At 74.5% G+C, this 23,145-nt stretch carries 19 protein-coding genes, 1 tRNA gene, 1 other RNA gene and 1 pseudogene; 4 read left to right on the top strand and 18 right to left on the bottom strand.

Annotated elements, in window-relative coordinates; translation table 11 throughout:
- Positions 1–32: 32 nt before the first annotated feature.
- From H0S66_RS09090 to ffs, 7 genes are all read right to left on the bottom strand, one after another.
- Positions 33–1,079: an aspartate-semialdehyde dehydrogenase gene (locus tag H0S66_RS09090; protein WP_179615107.1), complete on the bottom strand. Its 1,047-nt coding sequence runs from the start codon at positions 1,077–1,079 to the stop codon at positions 33–35.
- Positions 1,076–2,380 (bottom strand): aspartate kinase, encoded by a 1,305-nt coding sequence (locus H0S66_RS09085; protein WP_218876267.1) that lies wholly within the window; start codon positions 2,378–2,380, stop codon positions 1,076–1,078. The genes H0S66_RS09090 and H0S66_RS09085 overlap by 4 nt, the downstream gene beginning before the upstream one ends.
- Positions 2,381–2,504: 124 nt before the next feature.
- Positions 2,505–3,149, bottom strand: coding sequence for a DUF5063 domain-containing protein (locus tag H0S66_RS09080; RefSeq protein WP_179615105.1), 645 nt, complete (start codon positions 3,147–3,149; stop codon positions 2,505–2,507).
- Positions 3,146–3,742, bottom strand: a complete 597-nt coding sequence (gene recR / locus H0S66_RS09075) for a recombination mediator RecR (protein ID WP_179615104.1) — start codon at positions 3,740–3,742, stop codon at positions 3,146–3,148. Before recR ends, H0S66_RS09080 begins: the two co-directional genes overlap by 4 nt.
- A gap of 12 nt (positions 3,743–3,754) precedes the next feature.
- Complete coding sequence (locus tag H0S66_RS09070) at positions 3,755–4,147, bottom strand: YbaB/EbfC family nucleoid-associated protein (RefSeq protein ID WP_179615103.1); 393 nt, start codon at positions 4,145–4,147, stop codon at positions 3,755–3,757.
- Positions 4,148–4,246: 99 nt separating this feature from the next.
- Entirely contained in the window at positions 4,247–6,577 is a 2,331-nt protein-coding gene (locus H0S66_RS09065; protein WP_180923884.1) for a DNA polymerase III subunit gamma and tau, read from the bottom strand.
- 91 nt (positions 6,578–6,668) lie between these two features.
- Positions 6,669–6,759, bottom strand: an RNA gene (gene ffs, locus H0S66_RS09060) — signal recognition particle sRNA small type.
- Positions 6,760–6,908: 149 nt separating this feature from the next.
- Between ffs and H0S66_RS09055 the strand changes: the two genes are divergently transcribed.
- Positions 6,909–6,996 (top strand) — tRNA-Ser (locus H0S66_RS09055).
- A 172-nt stretch (positions 6,997–7,168) separates the two neighbouring features.
- Here H0S66_RS09055 and H0S66_RS09050 read toward each other — a convergent pair.
- The 7 genes and pseudogenes from H0S66_RS09050 to H0S66_RS09020 all read right to left on the bottom strand — a co-directional run bounded on the left by H0S66_RS09050 (position 7,169) and on the right by H0S66_RS09020 (position 13,689).
- Positions 7,169–7,687 (bottom strand): S8 family serine peptidase, encoded by a 519-nt coding sequence (locus H0S66_RS09050; protein ID WP_420873732.1) that lies wholly within the window; start codon positions 7,685–7,687, stop codon positions 7,169–7,171.
- 179 nt (positions 7,688–7,866) lie between these two features.
- A pseudogene (locus tag H0S66_RS21005) lies at positions 7,867–8,223 on the bottom strand (S8 family serine peptidase); the annotation flags it as partial.
- A gap of 278 nt (positions 8,224–8,501) precedes the next feature.
- A complete protein-coding gene (locus H0S66_RS09040; RefSeq protein WP_179615100.1) occupies positions 8,502–9,965 on the bottom strand; it encodes a type VII secretion protein EccB in 1,464 nt (487 codons plus the stop codon).
- Positions 9,966–9,968: 3 nt separating this feature from the next.
- Positions 9,969–11,354, bottom strand: coding sequence for a type VII secretion integral membrane protein EccD (eccD, locus tag H0S66_RS09035; RefSeq protein WP_179615099.1), 1,386 nt, complete (start codon positions 11,352–11,354; stop codon positions 9,969–9,971).
- A 126-nt stretch (positions 11,355–11,480) separates the two neighbouring features.
- Complete coding sequence (locus H0S66_RS09030; protein ID WP_179615098.1) at positions 11,481–11,774, bottom strand: WXG100 family type VII secretion target; 294 nt, start codon at positions 11,772–11,774, stop codon at positions 11,481–11,483.
- A 49-nt stretch (positions 11,775–11,823) separates the two neighbouring features.
- Positions 11,824–12,150: a WXG100 family type VII secretion target gene (locus tag H0S66_RS09025; RefSeq protein WP_179615097.1), complete on the bottom strand. Its 327-nt coding sequence runs from the start codon at positions 12,148–12,150 to the stop codon at positions 11,824–11,826.
- Between the two features lie 153 nt (positions 12,151–12,303).
- The gene (locus H0S66_RS09020) at positions 12,304–13,689 is read right to left on the bottom strand and encodes a ubiquitin family protein (protein ID WP_179615096.1); all 1,386 of its coding nucleotides are present in this window, start codon (positions 13,687–13,689) and stop codon (positions 12,304–12,306) included.
- A 220-nt stretch (positions 13,690–13,909) separates the two neighbouring features.
- Between H0S66_RS09020 and eccCa the strand changes: the two genes are divergently transcribed.
- On the top strand, positions 13,910–17,944 hold the full coding sequence (gene eccCa / locus H0S66_RS09015) for a type VII secretion protein EccCa (RefSeq protein ID WP_258017183.1): 4,035 nt from the start codon (positions 13,910–13,912) through the stop codon (positions 17,942–17,944).
- A gap of 346 nt (positions 17,945–18,290) precedes the next feature.
- Here the strand turns inward: eccCa and H0S66_RS09010 are convergent, their stop codons facing one another.
- The 3 genes from H0S66_RS09010 to H0S66_RS09000 form a co-directional block, all read right to left on the bottom strand.
- Positions 18,291–19,046, bottom strand: a complete 756-nt coding sequence (locus tag H0S66_RS09010; RefSeq protein WP_258017182.1) for a hypothetical protein — start codon at positions 19,044–19,046, stop codon at positions 18,291–18,293.
- 94 nt (positions 19,047–19,140) lie between these two features.
- Positions 19,141–19,827 carry a type IV toxin-antitoxin system AbiEi family antitoxin domain-containing protein gene (locus H0S66_RS09005; protein ID WP_179615095.1) on the bottom strand — a complete coding sequence of 229 codons (687 nt, stop codon included), beginning with the start codon at positions 19,825–19,827 and terminating at the stop codon, positions 19,141–19,143.
- A gap of 172 nt (positions 19,828–19,999) precedes the next feature.
- Positions 20,000–20,485 (bottom strand): nuclear transport factor 2 family protein, encoded by a 486-nt coding sequence (locus H0S66_RS09000; RefSeq protein ID WP_258017181.1) that lies wholly within the window; start codon positions 20,483–20,485, stop codon positions 20,000–20,002.
- Positions 20,486–20,669: 184 nt separating this feature from the next.
- Here H0S66_RS09000 and H0S66_RS08995 point away from each other — a divergent pair, with 184 nt between their 5' ends.
- A complete protein-coding gene (locus tag H0S66_RS08995) occupies positions 20,670–20,942 on the top strand; it encodes a hypothetical protein (protein ID WP_179613739.1) in 273 nt (90 codons plus the stop codon).
- Between the two features lie 97 nt (positions 20,943–21,039).
- Positions 21,040–21,567, top strand: coding sequence for a LytR C-terminal domain-containing protein (locus H0S66_RS08990; protein ID WP_179615094.1), 528 nt, complete (start codon positions 21,040–21,042; stop codon positions 21,565–21,567).
- A gap of 6 nt (positions 21,568–21,573) precedes the next feature.
- Here the strand turns inward: H0S66_RS08990 and H0S66_RS08985 are convergent, their stop codons facing one another.
- Complete coding sequence (locus H0S66_RS08985; RefSeq protein ID WP_179615093.1) at positions 21,574–23,085, bottom strand: potassium/proton antiporter; 1,512 nt, start codon at positions 23,083–23,085, stop codon at positions 21,574–21,576.
- Positions 23,086–23,145 lie beyond the last annotated feature (60 nt).

Here is a 23,145-nt window from a genome sequence, read left to right as displayed (position 1 = left end):
CGGCCGCCGACGGCGGGCCGGTCGTGCGGCGCTCAGCGGGTGGCGGCGACCAGCTCGGCGATCTGCACCGTGTTGAGGGCCGCGCCCTTGCGCAGGTTGTCGTTGGAGACGAAGAGCGCGAGCCCACGACCACCCGGCACGCCCTCGTCGGCGCGGATGCGGCCGACGTACGACGGGTCCTTGCCGGCGGCCTGGAGCGGGGTGGGGATCTCGCTGAGCTCGACGCCCGGCGCGGCGCCGAGCAGCTCGGTGGCGCGCTCGACGCTCAGCGGCGAGGCGAACTCGACGTTGAGCGCCAGGGAGTGCCCGGTGAAGACCGGGACCCGCACGCAGATGCCCGAGACGGCCAGCTCGGGCAGCCCCAGGATCTTGCGCGACTCGTTGCGCAGCTTCTGCTCCTCGTCGGTCTCGCCGAGACCGTCGTCGACGAGGTTGCCGGCGAAGGGCAGCACGTTGTGGGCGATGGTGCGCCGGTAGACGCCCGGCTCGCCGAAGTCGACGGCCTCACCGTCGTAGGCCAGCTCGCGGGCCTTCCCGCCCGCCGCCTCGACCTGGCCGGCCAGCTCCTCGACGCCGGCCACGCCGGAGCCCGAGACGGCCTGGTACGTCGACGCGATCATCCGCACCAGCCCCGCCTCATCGTGCAGCGGCTTGAGCACCGGCATCGCGGCCATCGTGGTGCAGTTGGGGTTGGCGATGATGCCGCGCCCGGCCGCGATCACGTCGGCGGCGGCTTCGGGGTTCACCTCGGCGACCACCAGCGGGATGGCGGGGTCCTTGCGGAAAGCACTCGAGTTGTCGACCACGATGACGCCCGCGTCGACGAAGCGCTGCGCGAAGGCCCGCGAAGCCGTGGCACCGGCGGAGAACAGCGCGATGTCGAGGCCGGTGGGGTCGGCGGTCTCGGAGTCCTCGACGACCACCTCGGTGCCGGCGAAGTCGAGCACCTTGCCGGCCGAGCGCGGCGAGGCGAAGAAACGGATCTCCTCGACCGGGAAGTCGCGCTCGGCGAGGATCTGGCGCATCGCCACGCCGACCTGGCCGGTGGCGCCGACGACGCCGATGCGCAGCCCGCTCATCGGCCGGTCCCGCCGTAGACGACCGCCTCGACCTCGTCGGCGTCGAGGTCGAAGGCCGTGTGGGTCGCGGCGACCGCGGCGTCGACGTCCTCGTCGGCCACGACGACGCTGATGCGGATCTCGGAGGTGGAGATCATGCCGAGGTTGACCCCGGCCTCGGCGATGGCCGAGAAGAACTTCGCGGTCACGCCCGGGTGGCTGCGCATGCCGGCCCCGATCAGCGAGACCTTGCCGACCTTGTCGTCGTAGAGCAGCGACTCGAAGCCGATCTGGTCCTGCAGGCCCGCCAGGGTCGTCATCGCGGTCTGGCCGTCGGTGCGCGGCAGCGTGAAGGAGATGTCGGTGAGGTTGGTCGAGGCCGCCGACACGTTCTGCACGATCATGTCGAGGTTGATCTGCGCCTCGGCCAGCGCCGCGAAGATCCGGGCCGCCTCGCCGACCTTGTCGGGCACACCGGTGACGGTGATCTTGGCCTCGCTGCGGTCGTGCGCGACGCCGGCGATGATCGCTTGCTCCATGGTGCCCTCCTCGGGCGCGGGGTCCTCGATGCTGCCGGAGACGATGGTGCCGTCGAGCTGGCTGAACGAGGACCGGACGTGGATCGGGATGTCGAAGCGGCGCGCGTACTCGACGCACCGCAGGTGCAGGATCTTGGCGCCGCTGGCGGCCAGCTCGAGCATCTCCTCGTAGGTGACGCGGTCGAGCTTGCGCGCCGTCGGCACGATGCGGGGGTCGGCGGTGAAGACGCCGTCGACGTCGGTGTAGATCTCGCAGACGTCGGCCTCGAGCGCCGCGGCCAGCGCGACCGCGGTCGTGTCGGTGCCGCCGCGACCCAGGGTGGTGATCTCCTTGGTGTCCTGCGAGACGCCCTGGAAGCCGGCCACGATCACGATGTGGCCCTCGTCGATGGCGGTGCGGATGCGCCCCGGGGTGACGTCGATGATCTTGGCCTTGCCGTGCACCGAGTCGGTGATCACCCCGGCCTGCGAGCCGGTGAAGGAGCGGGCGCTGTAGCCGAGGTCGGAGATCGCCATCGCCACCAGGGCCATCGAGATCCGCTCGCCGGCGGTGAGCAGCATGTCGAGCTCGCGGGCCGGCGGCAGCGGGCTGACCGCCTGCGCCTTCTCGAGCAGGTCGTCCGTGGTGTCCCCCATCGCGGACACCGCCACGACGACGTCGTTCCCGGCCTTCTTGGCCTCGACGATGCGGCGCGCGACCCGCTTGACCGCAGCTGCGTCAGCGACCGACGAACCGCCGTACTTCTGGACGACAATGCCCACGACAGACTTCCCGTTCCGCATGTGAGGGGGCGTGGGCCGGCAGGCCCACCATGACCGGGTCGGAGTCTACCGGGGCTCGACGCCACCTCCCGGACGCATCTCACGCCCACCGTCCGGCCCGTCCGGGCCCCGCCGGCCGCCGGGGTCAGGGACGGTCGCCGAGCAGCGCGTCGGCCGCGGCGACCTGGTCGGCGTCGAGGTCGACGTCGACGTCGAGGCGGTCGTGGGCCACCACGGAGAGCAGGGCATTGAGCGCGGCGCCGGCGAGGTTGCCCCACGAGGAGACGTAGGAGAACTGCCACCACCACAGCGCCTCACCGACGTTGCCGTCACGGAAGTGCCGCAGGCCGGTGTCGAGGTCGGTGGCGATCGCGGCGAGGTCGTCGGAGAGCTGGCTCTCGACCACGTCGGGCACGTAGGGGTCGAAGACGAAGCTGTAGGTGTCGATGTTGTCGAGCATCGCCGCCAGACGCATCCGCAGCTCGTCGAGGTCGGGCTCGGGGCCGACGTCGGGCTGGTAGCGCGAGTGCGGGGTGAAGTCCTGCTGGGCGCCGAGGCGGGCGCCGGCCAGCAGGACCTGGCTGATCTCGAGGAGCAGCAGCGAGATCGCCCGCCCGCCGTCCGCCTCCTCGGCGATCGCCCGCAGCGCCAGCAGGAAGCTGGCGACCTGGTCGGCGATCTGCTGCGCGAACTCGTGGGTCTCCGCGTCGAGCGCCAGGGCCTCCACGAGCCCCTCCGCCAGTCCGCTGCCCGCCTCGTGCGCTCCGTCGGTGCTGCTCGTGCTCGTCATTCCGCTGCCCGCCTTCCTGCGAACGCCCGTCCGAGGGTCACCTCGTCGGCGTACTCGAGGTCTCCACCCACCGGCAGTCCACTCGCCAACCGGGTCACGCGCAAGTCCATCACCTTGAGCATCCGGGTGAGGTAGGTCGCGGTGGCCTCGCCCTCGAGGTTGGGGTCGGTGGCCAGGATGACCTCGGTGACCACCCCGTCGGCCAGGCGCGTCATCAGCTCGCGGATGCGCAGCTGGTCGGGTCCGATGCCGTCGATGGGGCTGATCGCCCCGCCCAGGACGTGGTAGCGGCCGCGGTACTCGCGGGTGCGCTCGATCGCCACGACGTCCTTGTACTCCTCGACGACGCACAGCACCGACGGGTCGCGGCGGGGGTCGCGGCAGATGCGGCACTGCTCGTCCTCGGAGACGTTGAAGCAGGTGGAGCAGAACTTCACCTTCGCCTTGACCTCGAGCAGCACGTCGGCGAGCCGGCGCACGTCGACCGGGTCGGCCTGCAGCAGGTGGAACGCGATGCGCTGGGCGCTCTTCGGCCCGACCCCGGGCAGCCGCCCGAGCTCGTCGATGAGGTCCTGGACGACGCCCTCGTACAAGGTCGTGCGCCCCTAGAAGCCGAGCTGGCCGGGCAGGCCGCCCGGAGCGCCGCCACCGGGCATGCCGCCGCCGGCCAGCGGGCCGAGCGCCTCGCCGGCCATCGTGTCGGCCTGCGCCTTGGCGTCGCGGTACGCCGCGACGATCATGTCGCCGAGGTCGTTCAGGTCGTCGGCGTCGCTGCCGTCGAAGCCGCCGGCCTTGATGTCGACACCGACGAGCTCGCCCACGCCGTTGACCCGCACGGTGACGGCTCCGCCGGCGACGGTGCCCTCGACCTCGGCCTCGGCCAGCCGCTCCTGGGCCTGCTGGAGCTGCTCCTGCATCTGCTGGGCCTGCTGCAGCAGGGCGTTCATGTCGAGGCCGCCGCCTGCGCCGCCGAGGGCATCGAAGGGGTTCTGGCTCATGGGAGTCACCTCTGGGTGTCGTGGGGAGTCATCGGGAGTCGTGGGAGCTGGTGTGCTCAGTGTGTCGTGCGGCAGGTCACCCGGGCGGTCGCCGGGTCGTCACTGGTGGGGGATCTCCTCGATGACCCGGGCGCCGAGCTCACGCTCGAGCAGCGCGGCGCCACCGAGGGTCTCGTCGTCGGCGTCGAGGTCGTCGGGGTGGGCGTCGGCGTCGGCGGCGCGCAGGTCGTCGGAGCGCGAGGTGTCGGGGCCGGCCACCCGGGTCTGCTGGATCGCCCCCCGGGCGGCGGCGATCGAGCCGGGGCCCGCCTGGGGGCGCTGCGCGGGCGCGGCAGCCTGGGGCTCGCCCGGCGGCGGACCGGGCTCGCGCGGGTCGTCGTCCGGGGGCGGCTCGTCCATCCAGGCCGGGGGGCGCTCCGGGGCCGGCGCGGCCGGCGACGGGGCCTCGGGTGCGGACGGCGGGGTGTCGCGGACCACCGGCTGCTGGGCGGACTGCTGGGCGGGCTGCTGGTCGACCGGGCGCACCGGAGCCGCGGGGGCGGCGGGCTGCTCGGGCGGCGCTGCGGGCGCGCTGGGGGCCGCCTGCCGGGTCACGACCGGGGTCGAGTCGGGAGTGGCGCCCGGGTCGACGATCGTCTCGATGCGCCAGTCGGAGCCCACCACGTCGATCGCTGCCTGGCGCACGATCTCGGCGCTGCCGTTGCCGTCGAAGGAGTCGCGGGCACCCGCGTTCGCGAAGCCCAGCGTCAGCGTCTTCGCGTCGACCGCGACCACCTGCGCGTTCTGCGTGAGGTGGATCCAGGTGACGCGGCGCCGCACCTTGGTGGCCTCGACGATGTCGGGCCACAGCCGACGGACCTCGACCAGGCTCAGCGCACCCGCCGCGGGCTCGGCGGACTGGTCGCCGGGCTGGCCGCTGGGCTGGCCGCTGGGCTGCTGGGGACTCGGGGTGCTGGCCTGCGGGGACGCCGACGCCTGCGGGGCGGGCGTGGCCTGGGCCTGCACGGCCTGCTCGGGCGTGGGCTGGGACGTCGGCTGGACAGACGGTGCCTGGGTGGGTGCCTGGGTGGAGGCGCGCGGGGTCGGGGCCGGCACCGGCTCGGGCGCCGGCTCGGCATGCGGCGCGGTGGCCGAGGGCGCGACCGCCGCCCCGGCGGGAGCCTCGGCGACCTGGTCCGGCGCACGCGTCGACGACGCGGGGGCCGGCCGGTCCTGGGCCGGGACCTGGGTCTGCGGGCGGGCCGGGGCGCTGGCGGGGACCCCCGAGACCGACATCCGCTTCTCGATGCGGTCGAGGCGGGCCGTCAGCCCGTCGGTGGAGTGGTCGGCACCTGGCAGCAGCACCCGGGCGCAGATCAGCTCGAGCAGCAGCCGGGGCGCGGTGGCGCCCCGCATCTCGGTCAGGCCGGCGGCCACATGGTCGGCGGCCCGGGTCAGCTCGGCCGCGCCGAAGCGGGCGGCCTGGGCCACGAGCCGCTCACCGGCGTCCTCGCTGACGTCGATGAGGCCGGTGGCCGGGGCGTCGGGCACCGCGGCCACGATCACCAGGTCGCGCAGGCGGCGCAGCAGGTCCTCTGTGAAGCGGCGCGGGTCCTGGCCGGTCTCGATCACCTTGTCGACCACCCCGAAGACCGCGGCGCCGTCACCGGCGGCGAACGCGTCGACGACCTCGTCGAGCAGCGAGGGGGTGTAGCCCAGCAGCCCCGTGGCCAGGGCGTGGGTCACGCCGGCGGACCCGGCGCCGCCGAGCAGCTGGTCGAGCACCGAGAGCGTGTCGCGGGCCGAGCCGGCGCCGGCGCGCACCACGAGCGGCAGCGCCGCCTGCTCGATAGGGACCCCCTCGAGCTCGCACAGCTCGGAGAGGTAGGAGGAGAGCAGCCGCGGCGGGATCAGCCGAAAGGGGTAGTGGTGGGTGCGCGAGCGGATGGTCGGCAGCACCTTGTCGGGCTCGGTGGTCGCGAAGATGAAGCGCAGGTGCGGCGGCGGCTCCTCGACGAGCTTGAGCAGGGCGTTGAAGCCCTGCGTGGTGACCATGTGGGCCTCGTCGATGATGTAGACCTTGTAGCGGCTGCGCACCGGCGCGAAGAACGCCTTCTCGCGCAGGTCGCGGGCGTCGTCGACACCGCCGTGGCTGGCCGCGTCGATCTCGATCACGTCGATGGACCCGGGCCCGCCGCGGGCCAGGTCGCGACAGCTGTCGCACTCCCCGCAGGGGTCGGCGACCGGCGCCTGCTCGCAGTTCAGCGCGCGGGCGAGGATGCGCGCGGAGGTGGTCTTGCCGCACCCGCGCGGCCCGGAGAACAGGTAGGCGTGGTTGACCCGGTTGTTGGCGAGCGCGGCGCGCAGCGGCTCGGTGACGTGGTCCTGCCCGATGACCTCCGAGAACGTCTCGGGCCGGTAACGGCGGTACAGGGCGAGGGGGGACTCCACACGACGACCCTAACCAGCAGGTCCGACACTGACCATCGCCAGGAGGGGGCCTGGGGAGCAGGACCCCCGGGCCACCCGCGTCCGGGCATGAAAAGGCCCCCCGCGCACCCGACAGAGCTCGCTGACCCTTGCTGCCTCTCGGCCCTGGGGGAGTTGGGCAAGATGTCGCCACACGGGGGGTTGGCACGAGTGTAGGTGAGGTGGCCGGGGCGACCAACACGAGGCCGGCCCCGGGCGCGGTGCCGGGCCCGGCGCCTCGGCGGCGCGCCACCGGCGTACGACGTGAGGGGGCGATTTCGCCCCGTCCCGGGGCACCGGTACGCTCCTCGGCGGAGGATTCGCCTAGTGGCCTATGGCGCTCGCTTGGAAAGCGGGTTGGGTTAACGCCCTCAGGGGTTCGAATCCCCTATCCTCCGCCATCCGGACGGCGTCGCTCCCCCTGTGGGAGCGGCGCCGTTCGTGTTCCCCGACGACCCGGCCCGAACTTCGCGTCGACCCGGTCCATATCTCCACCCCACCCGACATCTGCGCCGGGTCAGCGCGAGATCCGGGCCGGGTCAGCGCGAGATCTGAGCCGGGTCAGGGGGAGATTCAGGCCGGGTCACGGCGGGCCAGGACCGGGCGCAGCACCAGCGCCAGCAGCAGCGCGCCACCGCCGAGCACGCCCCACCACACGGCGTCGTCGCGGATGCCGGCGAGCAGGTCGGGCTCCGCGGCCGGGGCGGTGGCGGGCTCGGCCTCGGCTCCTGGGGCGGCGGCGTCGGGGCGGACGGCCAGCCCCCGCGCCAGCGCCTCGTCGGCGCGCACGACGCCGGCACCGCGCAGGGGCGAGCGGACGTCGGCGCGGCCGTCGGCGGTGGAGACCAAGCGGTCGAGGACCTGCGCGGGGGTGTCGTCGGGGTAGGCCGACATCAGCAGCGCCACCACCCCGGTGACCTGGGCGGCCGCCCACGAGGTCGACACCGAGTCGACGCCGCACGAGCCGCCGTTGAGACCGATCGAGACCCCGCCGGCCGTGGGCGCGGCGACGTCGATCGCGCTGCTGCGCAGCAGCTCGTCGGCGGGGCCGCCCGAGCCGTCGGGCGAGGCGACCGCGCCGACGGCGAGCACGTGGCGGCCCGGCTCCTCCCCGTCGCTCCCCGCCCCCGCCGGGTGCACCTGCGTCGCGGCGTCCTCCCCGGGGTCGCGACGGCCAGGTCGTCGGGCAGCGGGTCGGACTCGTCGACCGGCCGGTCGCCCGACTCGGCGACTACCACGACGCCCTCGCGCCACAGCGCCTCGACCGCCGCGTCGATGCGCGGCTCGGGCGGCACCGCCATCGACACGTTGACGACGTCGACGGCCGGCTCGCCGCCACCGGCCCGGCGCACCTCGGCCAGGACGTGCTCGAGGCCCTCGGCGACGCGCACCGCCAGCGGCCCCGCCTGCCCCTCCTGCGGGCTGAAGGCGTCGAGCACCCGTACGTCGACGAGCCGGGCGCCGGGCGCCACGCCCACGGCGCCCCCACCCCCGGGACGCGGCGGGGCCGCGACGAGGCCGGCGACGATCGTGCCGTGCGGGTCGACCACGGCGCCGCCCTGCCCGTACGCCGCCACCCCGGGCGCCGCGGGCAGCCTCGCCGCGTCGGCGATCCCGCTGTCGACCACGGCGACCACCACCCCGGCCCCGGGGGTCACGCCGCGGCGACGCAGCAGGTCCTGGGCCTCGAGGACCCCCGTCGCGGCCAGGGCCCGGCTGGGCCCGGCCCACGGCCCCACGCGCGGGTCGTCGGCCGCGACCTCGGTGCACGAGCGGGTCTCGGGGGCGGCCGGCCCCTGCTGGGCCGCCTGGGCCTCCTGGCCGGGCGCTGCGGCCCCGAGACCGAGCAGGGTCAGCGGGGCGAGCACCCCGCAGGTCGCCGCGGCCCAGCGGGCGCCCCGGGTGCTCACGCGCAGCCCGACCCGGCGTCCGGGTCGCGGTCGGGCGGGCAGAGCGCGGCCGCCTGGGAGAGCGGCACGCCCTGGGCGAAGAGCTCGAGCCACGCGTCGGGCACCAGCACCGGGTCGTACCCGCCGTAGCCGAGCAGCGTCGGCGTGTCGTCGCCGACCAGCGCGTTGGCGCGGCCCTTCTGGTCGACCGCCCAGCGGCTGCCGCTCTCGACGTCGCCCCAGCCGCCGCTCATGACGTAGGCGCCGCCGCCGGGCTCGACCTCGACGACCCGCTCGCCGCGGGGGACGTCGAGCGCCGCGGCCTCGCCGACGGGGTTGACCGCGACCTGGACCCGGGGGGCCTCGCCCGCCGCGGTCTCCAGCAGCGCGCAGTGCTCGCCGGGCTCGTCGTCGAGCACGTCCTCGGGCCAGCGGTTGGCCGCGACCAGCGACGACCCGTCGCTGCCCGAGGGCAGCTCGGCGAGCTCCCGGGGCAGCCGGCCGCCGGGCAGCTCGGAGGCGGCCAGCACCTGCAGCGCGAACTCGTCGAGCAGCTCGGCGCCGTCGGCGGTGACCAGGTAGCCCCCGCCGCCCTCGTCGACGACGTAGTCGCCGATGCGCCCGCCGCCACCGGGCAGCGGGTCGCCGAGCCCGGGCACGTCGAAGCTGCCGGCGTCGAGGTCGGCGCCGCGCGGGAAGAGCTCGAGCCACTCCGCCGGCACCTTGGTCGCGGTGTCGAGCAGCGGCAGGTCGAGCGCGGCGAGGAACGCGTTGCGCTGGGACCCGCCGGGCATGGTCAGCGCGTAGCGGTAGGCCTCGGTCTCCTGCCCGGTGCGCTCCGCGGTCGCCACGACCCAGTACGCCGCGTCGCTGCGGCTGCGGGTGGCGACCTTGACCAGGAACGCCGTGCCCGGCGCGGCGGTGACCTCGGGGGTCTCGCTGAGCGCCACCTTGAGCCCCAGCCCGTCGCCGGTGCAGGCGCTCCACCCCGACTCGACCAGCGCGTCGGTGCCGGGCAGGCTCGCGGGCGCGTCGAGGATGCCGATGTCCTCGCCCAGCGGCCGGGTCTCGATCGTCTCCTGCGAGACGATGCGGGGCTCGAGCCCCTCGGCGCCCAGGATCAGGTGGGCCGAGGTGATGTTGAGGACCGGCCGCAGCTGCGGCCCGGCGTCGCCGTCGGTCTCCGCGTCGGGGTCGGGGTCGGGGTCGGCGCCCTCCTCGAGGATGACGTACGCCGCGCCCTGCTCCTTGCTGATGACCAGGCCCGGCTCGTCCCAGTCGGTGGGGGCGTTGTCGGTGAAGACGCCGGTGATGGCGGCACCGGCCACCAGCAGCACGCCCAGCGCGACGCCGCCGACGATGGTGCGACCGGGCCGCGCGGGCTCGACCTCGCGGCCGCCGGGGGCGCCGGAGACGAAGGCCGTCACCAGGCGGCGCCTGCTGAAGGCGTGCGCCTCGACGAGGTCGCGCTTGGTGGCCACGGCTCAGCCGGCGATCGCCGAGAAGACGCCGGTGGCGACCAGCGCGAGCGGGACGAGCGTCAGCAGGCAGATGCTCTCGGCCACGTCGCCGAGGCGGCCGCGGCGCACCGACGGGGTGGCGGGCAGCAGGGTGACCGCCAGCAGCACGGCCCCCGCGGCGGCCAGCACCAGCGCGGTGGTGGGCCGCCACTGCGGCTGCAGCCACAGCAGCGCGACGGCGACCGAGGCCAGCCCGGCGATCCCGGAGACCAGCCCGACGAGGACCTCGCTGCCGGTGCGGTACTGACGGGTGCGCAGCATCACGACCAGGCAGCAGACCAGCGCCAGCAGCGTGCCGGAGACCCCCAGCGCGACCGCGACCGGGGCCACCAGCACGAGCAGCAGCCCCACCGTCGCGGTGATGGCCAGCAGGATCTCGTGGGCCAGCCGGGCCTCGCGCCCGACCTGGTCCGGGTCGACCTCGTCGGGGTCGGCGGTGATGTCGGCGGTGCTGTAGATCTGCTCCACCCGGGCTCCGGTCATGCCGAGGGCCAGCCACGGGAACAGGCTGCCCATCAGCACGACCAGCACCAGCACGGTCGCGAGCAGCACGCCGGCGTCGACGTCGCCGGTGCGCAGCACCAGCCCCACGACGGTGAAGGCGGCGCCCACGACCACCGGCGGCAGCACCAGCGCCCGCCCGTCGCCGAGCCCGAGCAGCGCGACGAGGCCCGCCACCACGGCGCCGAGGCCGGCGGTGGCCACGGCCACGCCGGCCAGGTCGGAGAGGTCGGTCAGCGGGGCGCCGTCCTGGGCCAGCAGCAGCCCCGCCACGGCGGCGTACGCCGTGCCCATCCAGGCGACCGCGACGGCCGCCTCGGGCTCGTCCTGGGCGCGGGAGAGGACCACGGCACCGGCCACCAGCACGGCGGCCACGACACCGGCGGCACTGCCGGCGAGCAGGGTGTCGCTCTGCACGAGCAGAGCGGCGGCGCCCATCGCCATCAGCAGCCCCGCGGCCCCCAGGGCGGTACGCCGCCCCGAGGCCGGCGACCAGGGGCGCAGGTCGCGCTCGACCACGTCGGTCATCGCCTCGACGACGTCGTCGTAGACCCGTGGCGGCTCGTCGTCGACCCCGGCGGTCACCGTGAGCAGCGCGCCGTCCTCGACGCCCTGGACGACGAGGCCGGCGTCGGCGGCCAGGAGCCGGCCCTCGGCGGTCAGCACGCGGTAGCCGCCGTGCACCGTGAGCGGGTCGAGCAGCCCGACGCTGCGGGCCAGCTCGGGCACCAGCTCGGCCACCGGGACCGCCCCGGGCAGGACCAGGTCGACGCGCCGGGTGCCGGAGGCGACGGTCACGCGCACCAGACCGGTGGCGCTCACGGGCGCCGGGCTGATCGGGGGGCTCATCTCGTCTCCTCGCCGGAGGTCTCGACCGGACGGTGATGCTACTGCGGCGCGTCACCAGGGGGCCGGCACCTCGCGGTGCCGGCCCCCTGGTGGACTCGTGCGTCGTGCGGTGGTGCCTGCTGCGGCTCAGCCGTTGAACAGCGAGGCGCCCCGCTGGTCGGCGGAGCGGTAGTCCTGGTTGGCCTGCGACACGGCCACGCTGGTCTTCTGCAGCAGGTCCTTCATCTCGAGGATCGCCTGGTCCCACTTGGCCTTCGCGACCGCGTAGGAGTCCTTGGCGTCTCCGACCCAGGCGCCCTTGAGCTCCTTGAGGTCGTCCTCGAGACGGTTCATGCGGTCCTCGATCTGCTTGACGCCGTTGGCGAGGTCGCCGGCGCCGGTGTCGAGCCCGGCGTGGTTGACGCGGATGCCGTCGTTCATCATCTGGGGTTCTCCAGGTCCGTGAGTGTGGGTGCGCTTGGTGGGGGGCTCAGCCGTTGGGCAGCTGGCCGAGGCTGTTCTGCAGCGACGTCATGGACGACGACTGGGAGTCGTCGGTGGCCATGTTGTCCTTCTCGGTGGTCACCAGGTTCGACTCGAACTCGTTGAGCGCACTGACGATCTTCTGCTGCTTCTCGTTCCAGGCCATGGCCAGCGCCTGGAAGGCCACCGACCCCTGACCGCCCCACTGCGAGCGCATCGCCTCGACGTTGCCCATCAGCGTCTTGCTGATGCCGTCGAACTCGCCACGGGCCTGGGCGACCATGCCGGCCGCCCGGCTGAGGGTCTTCTCGCCCTGTCCGAACTCGTTGCTCATCTCCTGCTCCTCTCCCGTCGCGACCGGGTCGCCACGGGTGTCTGCGCTGGGTGCGCGCTGGATCTGTCGTTTCAGCCTGCGGGCCGATTCGGTGTCGTCATCGCGGACCCGGCATGGAGCTGTCGCGCAGACCTCTACCCCGGCCTTTACCCTCTAAACATCGGGGATGGATTCCCACAGGTGGCGGAAGAACCCGCAGGCGACGACCAGCGCGGACAGCGCCAGCGCGGAGGACAGGCCCTCGGCGACCTCGGCCCGGCGGGCCCACCAGGCCGAGCGCCAGCCGCGGCCCGTCGCCACCGCCACCGGCACCACGAGGCCGGCCACCAGCACCGCACCCACGGCCACCGCCATCCCGGCGCTCCCCTGCAGGGCCGGCGCGACGTCGACGCCCAGCGCCACCCAGCAGCCCAGGCCCGCCAGGCGCAGCAGCGCCCTGGCGGCCCGGTGGCGGTAGCTGCGCGCCGCCAGCACGATCGCCGCCCCCGAGAACAGCACCATCACCCGGGCCCCCACGACGTCGACACCGGCCTCGACGGCACCCAGCAGGCCGCTCGCGGCGACCACCGCGACCGCCACCACCGCCGCGCAGGCGGCCGTGACGGTGCGCGCGCCGCCGGCGGCGACCTCGGCCACCGCCTCGGGGGCCACGATCGTGCGCCCGCGCCGCCCCGCCGGGCGCTCGCGCGCGGACCAGGCGGTGACGGCGAGGCGCTCGAGGTCGAGGAGCAGCTGGTCGGGCACGTCGACGGCCAGACCTGGCACGAAGCGCGGGGCGAGGACGGCCAGCACCAGGAGCACGCCCCACACCAGGGCCGTCGGGGCGCCCACGAGGGCGCCGGCGACGGTGAGGCCGAAGACGCCCGCGCCCACGACCACCCACACCCGCAGCACCTGCTCCTGGGCGCGCGAGAGGGACCGGCCCACGGCGGCGGCCAGCGCCGCGACCAGCGCCGCCACCCCGACCGCGGTGGGTCGCAGCACCACCTCCGGCTCCCAGACCACCGCGAAGGCGGCCGCCCCGGCGAAGGCGGGGGCGGCCACGACCCGGTGCGCCGCCAGCCGGCCCAGCGGGAGCACCCCCACCAGCGCGGCCAGCACCAGCAGCCCGACGCTCGCCTGGTGCAGGGCGCCGTCGGCACGGGCCGCGGCCCACCCGGCCAGGGCGGCCAGGCCCGCGGCCACCCCCATCCAGGCCCCCACCCAGGCCCCCGCGACCGGGCCGGGCGCCGTGGCGTCGGTACGCCGCTCGGGGACGGGGCCCGGCACGCCGGTGCCCGCGTCGGGGCGTCCGGGGTCGCCGAGGGCGACGAGCAGGGCGCCGCTGCGCAGCCCGGCGCCCGCCAGCGGCTCGTCGGGATCGAGCCGGCGGCCGGCGGCCGTGCCGAGCGCGGGCGGGCGGGCGAGCCCGGCCTGGGCGGCGTACTCGCGGGCGACGTCGGCGGCGCTGGCCCCCAGGGGCACGACGAGGTCGACGGCGCCCGCGGGGCCGTGCACGGTCAGCGCCACGCGGTCGAGGGCCTCGCTGCCGGTCGTCACGCGACCACCTCCGCTCCCGGTCGGGCGCCGCGCCGGGTCGCGCGACGAGCGTCGCGGGCCCTGGGGTCCGGAGAGGTCAGGACGGTTTGGCCCGTGGTGAGGCAGGGTAGTGCTTGGCACGGGCGCCGGGGGCCACCCCAGCACGCGCCGGGGGCCACCAGCCCGAGGTCCCCACTCCCCCTGCGGCGCCCCGCAGCGCCCCGCTCGACCGAGGAGAGCAGTGACCACGACCTTGCGGGGCCAGCGCCTCGAGGAGCCGGAGATGCCCTCCGGCGAGATCCGGCTCCAGGCCCCTCCCGAGCTCGACCGCTCCGAGGGTGCCGCCGGGGTGCTGATGAACGCGATCCCGATGCTGGGCAGCCTGGGCTCCATCGTGCTGGTCGCCACGATGGGCCAGTCCTCGGGCAACGGCGGGCGCAGCTTCATCGCCGCGGGCATGTTCCTCTTCGCCACCCTCGGCTTCATCGTGGTCCAGATCGACCGGCAGCGGAAGCAGCGCGCCCAGAGCGTGACCGGCTCGCGCACCGAGTACCTGCGCTACCTCGGCACCGTGCGCCAGGTGGCCCGCGACGCCGCCGACCAGCAGCGGCGCGCCCTGTCCTGGCGCCACCCCGACCCGTCGGCGCTGCCCGCGCTGGCCGAGGACCGCACCCGGGTGTGGGAGCACGGCGTGGGCGACCCCGAGTTCCTGCACGTGCGCTACGGCCGCTGCAGCCAGGAGCTCGCGCTCTCGCTGGTGCCGCCCGACAGCGCCCCCATCGACCAGGTCGACCCGGTCGCCGCCTCCGCGCTGCACCGCCTGCTCGTGGTGCACCGCAACCAGCCCGACCTGCCGGCCTCGGTCGACCTGCGGGCCTTCGACCGCATCGAGCTCTGCGGCGCCGAAGAGACGGCCCGGTCGCTGGCGCGGGCGCTGATCTGCTCGGCCGCGACCTTCCAGTCGCCCGAGCACCTGGTGGTGGCGGTGCTCGCCTCCGAGCAGAACCTGGCGCACTGGGACTGGGTGAAGTGGCTGCCGCACGGGCTCTCGGCCCAGCGCTCCGACGCCGTCGGTGCGCAGCGGATGGTCACCACCTCCCTCGACGACCTCGCCGACCTGCTGCCCCCCGACCTTGGCGACCGCCCGCGCTTCGGCGCCGACGAGCGCCCGGCCTCGCCCCACATCCTGCTCGTCACCGACGGGGTGGCGCTGCCGCCCGGCAACCACGTCGTTCCGCCCGACGGCCTGCACGGCGTCACCGTGCTCGACCTGCCGACCCGCTGGGACGAGCTGGAGGACGCCACCCGGCTGCGCCTCGAGGTCGGCTCCGCCGCCGACGCCGCCGGCCGGGTGCCGCTGCTGGCGGTGCGGCTGCGCGAGGCACCGGTGCGCGCCACCGCCGACCAGTGCGACCTGGCGACCGCCGAGGCGCTGGCGCGCCGGCTGACCCCGCTGCACACGGTCACCCACGGGGGCGCCGGTGCGGGCGCGGAGGCCGGGGCCGGCAGCGGCGAGATCTCGGGCCCCACCGACTTCATGGAGCTGCTCGCGCTCGGCGACGTGCACACCCTGGACCCGCAGGCGGCGTGGCGGCCGCGACCGGCCCGCGACCGGCTGCGGGTGCCGATCGGGCTCGGCGAGGGCGGCGCGCTGGTGCACCTCGACATCAAGGAGTCGGCGCAGCAGGGCATGGGCCCCCACGGCCTGGCCATCGGCGCCACCGGCTCGGGCAAGTCGGAGTTCCTGCGCACCCTGGTGCTGGGCCTGACGCTGACCCACTCCCCCGAGCAGCTCAACCTGGTGCTGGTCGACTTCAAGGGCGGCGCCACCTTCGCCGGGATGACCGAGATGCCGCACGTCTCCGCGGTGATCACCAACCTCTCCCAGGAGCTGACCCTCGTCGACCGCATGCAGGACGCGCTGTCGGGCGAGATGGTGCGCCGCCAGGAGCTGCTGCGCGAGGCCGGCAACTTCGCCTCGGTGCGCGACTACGAGAGGGCCCGTGCCGCCGGCGAGGACCTGGAGCCGCTGCCCTCGCTGTTCATCGTCGTCGACGAGTTCTCCGAGATGCTCTCGGCCAAGCCCGAGTTCATCGACCTCTTCGTGGCCATCGGGCGCCTCGGCCGCTCCCTGGGCCTGCACCTGCTCCTGGCCTCGCAACGGCTGGAGGAGGGCCGCCTGCGCGGGCTCGAGTCGCACCTGTCCTACCGCATCGGGCTGCGCTCCTTCAGCGCCCAGGAGTCGCGCGCCGTGCTCGGCGTGCCCGACGCCTACGAGCTGCCGGCCGTGCCCGGCCTGGGCTACCTCAAGCCCGACCCGACCAGCATGGTCCGCTTCAAGGCCGCCTACGTCTCCGGTCCGCCCTCGGGCCGGGTGCGCGTGCGTCGCGACGAGGGCGGCAAGGTGCCCGGCATCCTGCCGTTCACGATCTCGGAGGTCCAGCAGCTCGAGCAGCCCGAGACCGAGCCCGCCGTCCCGGCCCCGGCGGCGCCGGCCGCCGACGGCAACCAGGCCTCGCTGCTCGACGTCGCCGTCGCCCGGATGCGCGGGCACGGCCCGGCCGCCCACCAGGTCTGGCTGCCGCCGCTCGACGTGCCCGACACCCTCGACGACCTGCTCCCCGACCTGGTCGAGGACCCCGAGCTCGGCCTGGTCTCACCGTCCTGGCGCCGCCTCGGCGGCCTGGCCGTCCCGCTCGGCACCGTCGACCGGCCCCGGGAGCAGCGCCGCGACACCCTCACCGTCGACCTCGCCGGCGCCTCGGGCCACGTCGCGGTCGTCGGCGGCCCGCGCAGCGGCAAGAGCACCCTGCTGCGCACCATCGTGGCCAGCACCTCGCTGATCACCACGCCGCTGGAGTCGCAGTTCTTCGTGCTCGACTTCGGCGGCGGCACCTTCGCCCCGCTGGCCGACCTGCCGCACGTCTCCGGCGTCGGCACCCGCTCCGAGCCCGACGTCGTACGCCGCATCGTCGCGGAGGTGCACGGCATCGTGGACCGTCGCGAGGCCTACTTCCGTGCCCAGGGCATCGACTCGATCGAGACCTACCGCGCGCGCCGGGCCGCCGGGCGCGTCGACGACGGCTACGGCGACGTCTTCCTGGTCGTCGACGGCTGGAGCACCCTGCGCGCCGACTTCGACGACCTCGAGCTGGCGCTGCAGCAGCTGGCCGGGCGCGGCCTGACCTTCGGCCTGCACGTCGTCGCGGGGGCGGCGCGCTGGTCGGACTTCCGCGCGGCGATGCGCGACGTCTTCGGCACCCGCCTCGAGCTGCGGCTGGGCGACCACATCGACTCCGAGGTCGACCGCAAGCTGGCCGCGCTGGTGCCGACCGGGCGGCCGGGGCGGGGCCTGGTGCAGTCGAAGCTGCACTTCCTCGGCGCGCTGCCCCGCGTCGACGCGGACCACGACGGCAGCACCCTGGGCGAGGGCATCGAGGACCTGGTCGCGCGCGTGGGCGCCGCCTGGACCGGGCCCCGCGGCCCCAAGCTGCGGCTGCTGCCCGAGCGCATCGAGCTGGCGCGGGTCCGCGAGCAGGCGCAGGTCGACCCGGCGCCCGCCGACGACGCCAAGACCGGCGGCCGCCTGCTGCTGGGCGTCAACGAGAAGGAGCTCGCGCCGGTCTCCCTCGACCCCGACGCCGAGCCGCACCTGCTGGTCTTCGGCGACGGCCGGTCGGGCAAGAGCGCGCTGCTGCGCACCTACGCCCAGGAGGTGATGCGCACGCGCAGCCCGCAGCAGGCGCAGATCATCGTCGTCGACTACCGCCGCTCGATGCTCGGCGAGGTTCCCGAGCAGTACCTGCTCAACTACCTGACCTCCGCGACCCAGGCCGGCCCCGCGCTCAAGGACGTGGCCGCCTACCTCGAGCAGCGCCTGCCGGGCCCCGACGTGACCCCCGACCAGCTGCGCAACCGGTCGTGGTGGCAGGGCGCGGAGGTCTTCGTGCTGGTCGACGACTACGACCTGGTGGCGACCCAGCAGTCCTCGCCGGTGCAGGTCCTCGCGCCGCTCATGGCCCAGGCCCGCGACGTCGGCCTGCACGTGGTGGTGGCCCGTCGCTCCGGCGGCGCCTCGCGCGCCCTCTACGAGCCGGTCATCCAGTCGTTGCGCGACCTGGCGATGCCCGGGCTGCTGCTCTCGGGCTCGCCCGACGAGGGGCCGCTCATCGGCACCCTGCGCCCCACCCCGACCGCGCCCGGCCGGGGCCGGCTGCTGACCCGCGAGCGGGGCACCGAGGTGGTGCAGACGGCCTGGACCGACCCCACCGTCTGACCCGCGCCCTCACCGAGCGAGTCCTGTTCGGCGTCGACTGCGCCAGTCAGCCCTGACGACACCGTCTGGGCCATGTCGTCTCAACTGACCAGACCGACGAGCAGTGGGCGCCGCTGGAGCCGGTGTTGCCCGCGCCAGGGAGCGGGGACCCAAGCATCATGACCACAGTGTGCCCGCGGCTGCGCGCGCCTCCCACGCGCTCATCGCTGCTGACGACGGGCGAATCTGCAACTGTTGCAGTTTCGAGCGGGACAGCCCCGTCCGCCATCACGTCCGCTCATAGCGATGAGTGTGCGCTCTTGCGCAGGGGTCGTCGACCGCTTGTCGTCCGCTACCGGCGTGCTTGTCAGTTCTCGTCGGCGAGGATCTCCAGCGCGGTTCTCGCGTCGACGAGGTCCTGGCCGGACAGCGCGGTCCACGACAGCTCGTCAGGTGTGAGCCTGGTGCGGAGCGTCTGGATCCGGGATCGGTCTGAGCCGGTGAAGCCGTCGCGCTCGGCGAACGGGTCGTCGATGCAGGCGAGCAGCACGACGGCGTCGCGCAGATGGCGGTCGCGGTCACGGGTGTCGGCCGTGTGGGCGGCAGCCTTCAAGACAAGCGCCCCGAACGGGCCGGGCACCGAGACCGTGGTGAGGGCTCCAGGCTCGATCTCCAGGCGCGCGTAGACAGTGCGCCGGAGCGCCTGCGTTCCGCCCTCGATGCGAACCATGTCGCGGCCCTCGAGCCGCTGGGTGACCCTCGGTGCGTGGTGGTCGGCGACCAGGACGTCCACGACCTCCTCCTGCTGCTCCCCTTCCTGTTCTTCCTGTTCGTGCTGCTGCCCCTCGGAGCCCTCGTCCGGGTGTCCGGCGACCAGGTCGACCTTGCTGGTGCCGCGGTAGAAGCGGTGTGCGGTGTTGTCGCGCGGGTCGACGGCCGGGCGCAGGCTGTAGCCGAGGGATCGGAGCGCATCCGCGGTCTCGGCTGCGATGCCGCGAGTGGTCTCGATGTGCAGCACGATGTCGACGTCGTTGGTCGGCCGCACGATCCCGAGGTTGCGGTGGATGGAGTGCAACTGGGTCATCAGGCCGCCGACCAAGGTCCACTTGTCACTCGGCAGCACCGCGGCGATCTCGGCGACGTTCGGCCGCGGGTCGGGCCACCCGCCGATCGGGGTCGCGACGTCGATGGTCGGGCGCTCGACGGCGCCCGGCTGGTCAGAGGCGGTCATTCTCGCGGAACAGCTCGAGCCTGCTGAGCAGGTTGTGCTCCCCCATGCCACGCTCGCGCGGGTCGAGGGAAGTGGCGGCGTCGACGGCCGCCAGCGTCCGGTTGGAGGCCGCGAGGTACCGGACGAAGTCGATGTCCGTGTGGGTGCTGCGCAGGACGATGGGCCCGGCGGGGTCCTCGATCAGTCGGTAGCGCCGTACGAGGTCCGCGAGCTGGTCGGCGTGGACGTAGCCGTCGAGGACCGTGTCGTCCTCGACGAGGCCGAGTCGCTGGCGGCCGGGGACGACGAGCTCGGCGCGGAGGCGCTCGGCGACGGAACGGTGCCCGGCGCAGGTGGTGACGACCGCGCGGTCGCGCAGCCTGACGGTCAGCTCGGTCGGGTCGGTGATCTCGCGCAGGGTGGTGCGGAGCCGGGACCGCTGGGTGTCGCCGAGGCCGAGCGGCGCGGCGTTGGAGAGCAGTGCGATCGCTCCCCAGGCGGTGTGCTCGGCCCAGGTCCGGGTCCGGCCCGAACCGCGTTCGAGGCGGTACCGCTCCACCGAGGTGCGGTCGAAGACGCCTCGGGCGATGCGCGTGATGACCCCCTTCTCGGCGAGGCCGCGGACCTGGCGCGACTCGATCCCCAGGAGGTCGGATACCTCGCGGGTCGTCAGGAGGTCGCCCCTGCTCGCCATGACAGAATAGTGCCTCTTCCGGTGGTTATCTGTAAAGCCACGTCGCCTACCCGATGCAGACTCGTCCTCCCGGAGGGGCAGGCTGTTGCGCTCTCGCCGATCGTCGGCAATCGCCACCACCAGCACGCTCGGCTCTCGGAGAGAGCACAGCCGAGACACGGGACGCGCCCAGTCACGCGTGGGTGTGCTCCCCGGGACCGCGCACCCGCATCCCCGGGAGGTCGGCGAGCCGGTACGTCGCCTCGTACGTGCGGCGGTAGCCGGTGTGCTCGATGCGCCACCCCTCGGGGGTGCGCACGTAGCGGTCGTCGTAGATCGCCGCGCCCTCGAGCATGAAGCCGTGCTCGGCGACGATCACCTTATCCTGCAAGTACCAGCGCCCGGTGGCGTGGTCGCCGTCGACGACGACCTCGGGGTGGTGGGCCTGGTGCAGGGAGATCAGCCCGGGGCCCATGTGGGTGCGCATGTAGTCGACCAGTGCCGAGCGGTCCTCGAAGACCAGCCCGTTGTAGTCGCCGGTCGCGGCGGGCACGAAGCAGTCCTCGAACTCGCCCCACAGCTTGGTGTCCAGGCAGCGCAGGTAGCGGTGCTTGAGCGCACGGACGTCCTCGAGCGCGTGCAGGCGGTCGAGCTCGGCGGCGAGGTCGCGCTCCCCCACCACAGAACTAGAACGTGTATCAGTTCGGGTCACGGAGGCAACCTACGGCACGGACGTGGCGCAGGTCACGGCCCTTCCCCGAAGAGGAAACGTGCGCGACACCTGGCGTCAACACCCCGGCGACCTGGGCGGGTGAGTCTGGGCGCACCCACCCCGCCAGCAATGGCCGACCCGAGGAGAACTGATGACCCAGCAGCTCCGCACCAGCAGCGATGCCCGGTCCCGCGCCCGCGTCAGCACCCGCACCGCGAGCACCCGCACCACCAGCACCCGCACCAGCACCCGACCCGGCGCCCGCGACCAGGGCCTCGACCCGGCGCTCGAGCGGGCCCGCCGCGACGCCCTGCGCGACCGGCACACCGAGGGCCTGACCCGGCTGATGACCGCGCGCGACGACCTGCGCGGCGTGCACGCCCTGGCCGACCTGGTCGACGACGCGGTGCGCTGGTCGGTCTGAGCCTGCTCGCCCACCCACCTGCTCACCGCGAGGTCACACCCGGGCCGCTCGTTACACTCCCGGGTGTGACCTCCGAGCGCGTGGACCCCGTGGACCGATGAACCAGCTCCCCGCCCCGGCCCGCTCCGCCCTGACCCTCGCCGTCCTGGGCCTCCTGCTCGTCGTCGGGGTCGTGTGGGGCTGGTCGGCGGCCACCGAGCCGCTGCCGGAGTCGACGACCTCCGACGAGAGCTGCACGCCCACCACCCTGGAGGCCGGCGACAAGCTCTACACCGACCAGGTCGAGGTCAGCGTCCTCAACGCCGGCAACCGCGGCAGCTTCGCCGCCCGGGTGCTGGCCCAGCTCGCCGCCCGCGGGTTCGCCGAGGGCACCAGCGGCAACGCGCCCGGTGACGCCGAGGTCGAGCGGGTGCAGGTCTGGGCCCCCGACCGCAGCGCCCCCGAGGTGCAGCTCGTGCTGTCGACGCTGGGCAAGAAGGTCCCCGTCGTCGACCGCGAGGTGACCGCGCCCGGGGTGGTCGTCGTCGTGGGTGACCGCTTCGACAAGGTCGCCAAGGGCCGCAAGAAGGTGACCGTCCAGAGCACGGTCGAGGTCTGCGTGGCCCCGCCGCCGACCGCGGGCTGAGCCGCCTCAGCCCTCGGGGCGCTCGTCGTCCTGCAGCCACTGCGCCAGCCGCCCGCCGCGGCTGACCTGGCGCAGCCGCGCCTCCGTCCGCTCCCGCACCTTGCGGGGGGTGACCACCAGCAGCTCGTCGCCGTGCCGCAGCGAGGTCGAGCCCTGCGGGACCAGCGAGGCGCCGTCGCGCACCACCAGCGAGACCGACGCCCCCGGCGGCAGCCGCAGCTCGCCCACCTCCACCCCGTGCAGGCGCGAGACGGGGCTGATGGTGACCTGCAGCAGGTCGGCCGCGATCCGCTCCAGCGGCGCGGTCTCGACCTCCAGGTCGCGCGGCTCGGAGCGGCGGGCCACCCGCAGCAGCCGGGCCACCAGGGGCAGGCTCGGGGCGGTGACGACGGTGAAGACGACCACCATCACGAAGACCAGGTCGAAGAGCCGCTCGGCGCCCTCCACGCCCTGCGACAGCGGGATGGTCGTCAGCACGATCGGCACCGCGCCGCGCAACCCGGCCCAGCTCATGAAGGACAGCTCGCGCCACGGCATCGGCTGCAGCAGGGCGCTGACCGCCACCGAGACCGGCCGGGCGACCAGCGTGAGCAGCAGCCCCGCCGCCAGCGCCAGGCCGACCGTCTCGAGGGTGATCGTGCCGGGGCTGAGCAGCAGCCCGAGCACCACGAACAGCCCGATCTGGCTCAACCAGGCCACCCCCTCGGCGAACGAGCGGGTCGCCGCGCGGTGCGGCAGCTCGGAGTTGCCCAGCACCAGCGCGGCGACGTACACCGCCGCGAAGCCGCTGCCCTCCAGGACGGCCGCGGAGCCGTAGCCGAGCAGCGCGATCGAGAGCACCGCCAGGGGGTAGAGGCCGGCGGTCGGGAGCGCGACGCGGCGCATCAGCCAGGCCCCGCCGAAGCCCGCGGCCAGGCCCACGCCGATGCCGAGCGCGAGCTGGCCGAGCACGATGAGCCCGACCACGCCGGGGTGGTGGTCGCCGACGGCGCCGGTGGAGATGAGGGTGACCAGCACGACGGTGGGCGCGTCGTTGAAGCCCGACTCGGCCTCGAGGGCGCTGGTGACGCGGCGCGGCAGCGGCACCACGCGCAGCACCGAGAACACCGCGGCCGCGTCGGTGGGCGAGCAGACCGCCCCGAGCAGCACCGCGAGCTCCCACGGCAGCCCCAGCACGTAGTGGGCCCCCACCGCCACCACGGTGATCGAGACGACCGTGCCGACGGTGGCCAGCGACAGGCCCAGGCGCAGCACCGGCCGGGTCTCGCGCCAGCTGGTGGTCAGCCCACCCTCGGCCAGGATGATCGCGAGCGCCCCGAAGCTGATGACCTGCGCGAGCATCGCGTCCTCGAAGGGCACACCGATGAAGGACTCCCCGAGCAGCACGCCCATCAGCAGGTAGACCAGCAGGCTGGGCAGCCCGGCGCGGCTCGAGAGCCGCACGGCGAGGATGGCCAGCAGCAGGACGGCCGAGCCCACGAGGACGAACTCGTTGAGCATCTGGACGTCGATGGTCATCTCATCCGATCAGACGGTGGGCCGCGAGGTCGCAGCCTACCGTCGCCATCGACTGGAACA

It is taken from the genome of Nocardioides marinisabuli (assembly GCF_013466785.1).
In the GTDB taxonomy this organism is placed as follows: Bacteria; Actinomycetota; Actinomycetes; order Propionibacteriales; family Nocardioidaceae; genus Nocardioides; species Nocardioides marinisabuli.
The sequence above is the reverse complement of the archived record's forward strand: the minus strand, read 5'-3'. Positions and strand labels throughout refer to the sequence as shown.

What these genes read in the sequence shown, in the direction of transcription:
- eccD (WP_179615099.1), bottom strand. Translation starts at nt 11,354, where the DNA reads ATGAGCCCCCCGATCAGCCCGGCGCCCGTGAGCGCCACCGGTCTGGTG.
- H0S66_RS09080 (WP_179615105.1), bottom strand. Translation starts at nt 3,149, where the DNA reads ATGACGAGCACGAGCAGCACCGACGGAGCGCACGAGGCGGGCAGCGGA.
- H0S66_RS09005 (WP_179615095.1), bottom strand. Translation starts at nt 19,827, where the DNA reads ATGGCGAGCAGGGGCGACCTCCTGACGACCCGCGAGGTATCCGACCTC.
- H0S66_RS08985 (WP_179615093.1), bottom strand. Translation starts at nt 23,085, where the DNA reads ATGACCATCGACGTCCAGATGCTCAACGAGTTCGTCCTCGTGGGCTCG.
- H0S66_RS09090 (WP_179615107.1), bottom strand. Translation starts at nt 1,079, where the DNA reads ATGAGCGGGCTGCGCATCGGCGTCGTCGGCGCCACCGGCCAGGTCGGC.
- H0S66_RS09025 (WP_179615097.1), bottom strand. Translation starts at nt 12,150, where the DNA reads ATGAGCAACGAGTTCGGACAGGGCGAGAAGACCCTCAGCCGGGCGGCC.
- H0S66_RS09070 (WP_179615103.1), bottom strand. Translation starts at nt 4,147, where the DNA reads ATGAGCCAGAACCCCTTCGATGCCCTCGGCGGCGCAGGCGGCGGCCTC.
- H0S66_RS09085 (WP_218876267.1), bottom strand. Translation starts at nt 2,380, where the DNA reads ATGCGGAACGGGAAGTCTGTCGTGGGCATTGTCGTCCAGAAGTACGGC.
- H0S66_RS08990 (WP_179615094.1), top strand. Translation starts at nt 21,040, where the DNA reads ATGAACCAGCTCCCCGCCCCGGCCCGCTCCGCCCTGACCCTCGCCGTC.
- H0S66_RS08995 (WP_179613739.1), top strand. Translation starts at nt 20,670, where the DNA reads ATGACCCAGCAGCTCCGCACCAGCAGCGATGCCCGGTCCCGCGCCCGC.
- H0S66_RS09030 (WP_179615098.1), bottom strand. Translation starts at nt 11,774, where the DNA reads ATGAACGACGGCATCCGCGTCAACCACGCCGGGCTCGACACCGGCGCC.